This window comes from Succinimonas sp. (genome assembly GCF_045225735.1).
Lineage (GTDB): Bacteria > Pseudomonadota > Gammaproteobacteria > Enterobacterales > Succinivibrionaceae > Succinimonas.
The window spans coordinates 1-3,319 of the sequence record NZ_JBGVBR010000350.1 but is presented as its reverse complement, the minus strand read 5'-3'; the positions used below and the strand labels follow the sequence as shown (position 1 = coordinate 3,319).

The following is a 3,319-nucleotide window of genomic DNA, read 5'->3' as shown; positions in this document are numbered from 1 at the left end:
TCAATACGATACCGCAGGCGGCTCTCAGAGCAAATCTGACCATGAAGCCCCGGAGGACATGAAAGCCTCCGAAACGGACTTTATGCTGAGCTACTTCAGGGAGATCCGGGAGGGGAATCTTCCGGCCGCCCTTTCCGAAAAAACGCTCACCGGCTTTAACGACACCGGAAAGGATCTCCTCTACTCCATCGAAAAGCATACCCTTAAAAAGCTGGTAATTGCCTATGACCTCGGCCCCGAGCCGGAAAAGCGCTCCCCCTTTGCCCGGATCTGCCAGGTAACCGACCGCATGGATTTTGGCATTGTGTTTGCCAGGGAGGTTACCTCTCTCTACGGCCTTTTTGAAGGATGCCGGCTTAGCTCTCTTCCCAAAAACCTGGATACCTCCCGGATCACCGATATGAGCCGGATGTTCGCTCAGGCTGAGATAAAGACCCCGTTCCCGGAAATAGATACCGGAAATGCCGTTAAAATGACTGCCATGTTCGCGGGGGCAAGCTTTATGTCCCGGGAAGCACCGAATCTTAATACCTCGCGGGTTACCAGCATGCAGGCCATGTTCCGGAATACCGCGGATCTGGAAAGAGTTCCTCTTTACGACACCTCCAGGGTCAGAGACTTTTCAGAAATGTTCCGGGAAAGCAGCGTTAAGGAGATACCGCCCTTTAACACCTCCCAGGCTTCCGACATGGAGGCGATGCTGGCCGGAGCCCCGAACATCAGGGAACTTCCGGATTTTGATCTCAGCGGGGTAAAATGCGGGGAAGAAACCGCTCAGTCCGAGGACAGCGGAACTGAAGGCTCAGGAGACAGCAAAAAGGAAAGCTGCCGGAAGCTCCTCACCGAAATGCCAAAGGAAGGAGAAAACATCAAACAGGAAAGTTCCACGGGATCGATTATTCTGTTATTCCTTCCCTGCGCGCTCCTCCTGCCGCTGTGCGTTCTGGGATCGACCACTGCCGCGCCGCTGGTTTCCACCGTAGCGAACGATCTCAATCATTATGCTCATTGACCGCATTACGCTCTTCTGCGCTTTCCCCGGTTTTTTCTCCCGGGCATTCAGGAGATACTGGCGTCAAAGCTCTGCCGGGGCAGTTAACCCGGCATTTAAGGAACTACGTTTCAGGGATTACCGAATATGACAATTACCTCATCCGCCACAAAGAAACCTCTTGTTAAGAAACTCGCCCTGACTGTCCTGTCCGGTCTCATGCTGACGGCGGTCTCCTCCTGTTCTGTCTCCGCTCATTCCGATAAAAAGCCAAGCGCCTTTGAATATGACGCCTCAGAAAATAACGGTTCATCTCCTGCCGTAAATCCTCCGGATCCCCGGAGTTTGGTAGCAAAGACCCAAACCTCCGCAGACAGGATCTCCGGGAATGCCTGGAAGTACCCCAATGACCGGATATTCATGGTGGATTACGAAAAAGCCGCACGTATGGAAAACGCGGCCCAGGGGACCGTTTCCCAAAAGACGCTTCACAGCATCAATGACGCAGATAATGAGCTCCTCCGCTCCGTTGAAAAGGGAACCCTGAAAAAGCTCGTCATCGCCTACAATCTTGACAGTTCGGAGGCGCATCATTCGCCCTTTCAGCGGATCTGCGGAGTTACCAAGAGGATAGACTTTGCCATAGAGTTCGCTCCTGAGGTTACCTCTCTTTACGGGCTATTTGAGGGATGTACCCTGAAGTCTCTCCCCAAAGCTCTGGACACCTCCCGGATCGTCAGCATGGAAAGGATGTTTGCCGGAGCAAGAATTGCAGCCCCCTTACCGCAAATGGACACCTCCCGGGTCAGAGTCATGACGGGGATGTTCGTCAAAAGCGTTATCGAAACGCCGCTCCCGGGTTTTGCGGTCAGGGAGGTCACATACATGGGGAGAATGTTTCAGGGGAGCGTCATCAACCGCAAAATCAAAGTTGTTTCCGAAAACCAGGATCTCACCCATTTTTTCAGCGATGCGGTTATCAATGTCTCCCCGGATCTGGATATCAGAAAAGCGGAGAATCTCACCGGCATGTTCGCGGGGGCGGTAATTAATGCTCCCCTGAACATTGACGCCCCTGCCGCCGCCAGGCTGGATAAGATGTTCCGCAAGGCAACGATCAGCCGGGAAATCAGCTTTACCCCGGAAACCCGCCCTTCTTCAGTCATCAGCATGTTTGAAGAAGCCTCCTTCTCCTCCGGGGTTGCCGCGCCGTACCTTGATACCTCCGAAGTCACCGATATGAAGAGCATGTTCAAAAGCACCCGGAATCTCAGAACCGTACCGGCCTACAATACCTCCCGAGTCAGAGACTTTGCAGAAATGTTCCGGGGAAGCTCCGTCTCTGAGGTGCCGGCGCTTGACACCGCGGAGGCGCAGAGTATGGCGGGTATGTTTGCCGGCGCTGCAAATCTCAGGGAGCTTCCGGAATTAGACATGACCAAAATACACTGTCCGGTTCCCGCCATGACGCCGCATCAGGACTCCAGCGCAGCGGCGGGCGCGGCAGACATCAGGGAAAACTGCCGGCTTTACCTTACCAGAGTTCCTGAAAAACCCGCCCCTCAGGGAAGCGGCTCGAACGCGGTGGCAGATGCTTTTACCGGGGTTTTGTGCATCATTACCCTGCCCATCTGTGCCTCTGTTATGTCAACAGCCGTGCATCAGTTATTATACAGCACAGCTCATCATTAAGGCGGCTCACTGCAGACCTGACTTTTTGAGGCTTCCGGAATTCCGGCATTTTCTCCTCCGGGCTTCCTCCCCGCCGCTGAAGTCCGGCCTCCCGCCTCCGGTCTCTCCGAAAAAGTCAGGCTTTCCCTTAAGCGCTTAAAAACATGTCCCTCGGGAGCATAACAGAAGGCACTGCCCGGATTTCCTGACATTTCTTAGCAATTCCCGTGATTTCCCGGAATTCCCGATGATTCGGAAAACGGGAAGCGCCTTCTTCCCCTCGTGCGGAATCTTTACTGCTTCGGGAGCGGAGTATTCGTCGCTGCCGGGGATTTGCAAAAGAAGAAGCTCTTTCCCGGATTAAAACCGCAGAGCTACTCCTCCCGAAAGCTCCAGAAGCTCCCTTCGGGATCCCAGCCGCCCCTTGTCTCTTCTGTCATTGTCAGAAAGCCGGTAGTAATTTCCGGAAAGCTCCAGCCAGAGATTGTCCGTGAGGCGTTTTGACCCCGTGCCGGACACCCGGCTCCGGTAACCCCGGTAGCCCTCGTGATCCGAAAGCGCATAACGCCAGGAAAGCGACCAGCGGCCCAGAACCGGATGGGTGCAGAAAACGCCCAAGGTGTTCAGAAGATAGGGGTTAACGCCTCCGGAATCAAT

At 54.4% G+C, this 3,319-nt stretch carries 3 protein-coding genes; 2 read left to right on the top strand and 1 reads right to left on the bottom strand.

Annotated elements, in window-relative coordinates:
* Both ACJROR_RS12465 and ACJROR_RS12460 read left to right on the top strand, forming a co-directional pair.
* Nucleotides 1–1,012, top strand: a 1,012-nt coding sequence (locus ACJROR_RS12465) for a BspA family leucine-rich repeat surface protein (RefSeq protein WP_406547308.1), incomplete at its 5' end; no start/stop codon positions are given.
* Nucleotides 1,013–1,138: 126 nt separating this feature from the next.
* Entirely contained in the window at nt 1,139–2,683 is a 1,545-nt protein-coding gene (locus tag ACJROR_RS12460; protein ID WP_406547307.1) for a BspA family leucine-rich repeat surface protein, read from the top strand.
* A 339-nt stretch (nt 2,684–3,022) separates the two neighbouring features.
* On the opposite strand, the gene ACJROR_RS12455 is transcribed toward ACJROR_RS12460, so the two are convergent.
* On the bottom strand, nt 3,023–3,319 hold a 297-nt coding region (locus ACJROR_RS12455; protein ID WP_406547306.1), incomplete at its 5' end, for a hypothetical protein.

Bases quoted from the DNA above. Each gene is read 5' to 3' on its own strand.
- ACJROR_RS12460 (WP_406547307.1), top strand. From the start codon at position 1,139: ATGACAATTACCTCATCCGCCACAAAGAAACCTCTTGTTAAGAAACTC.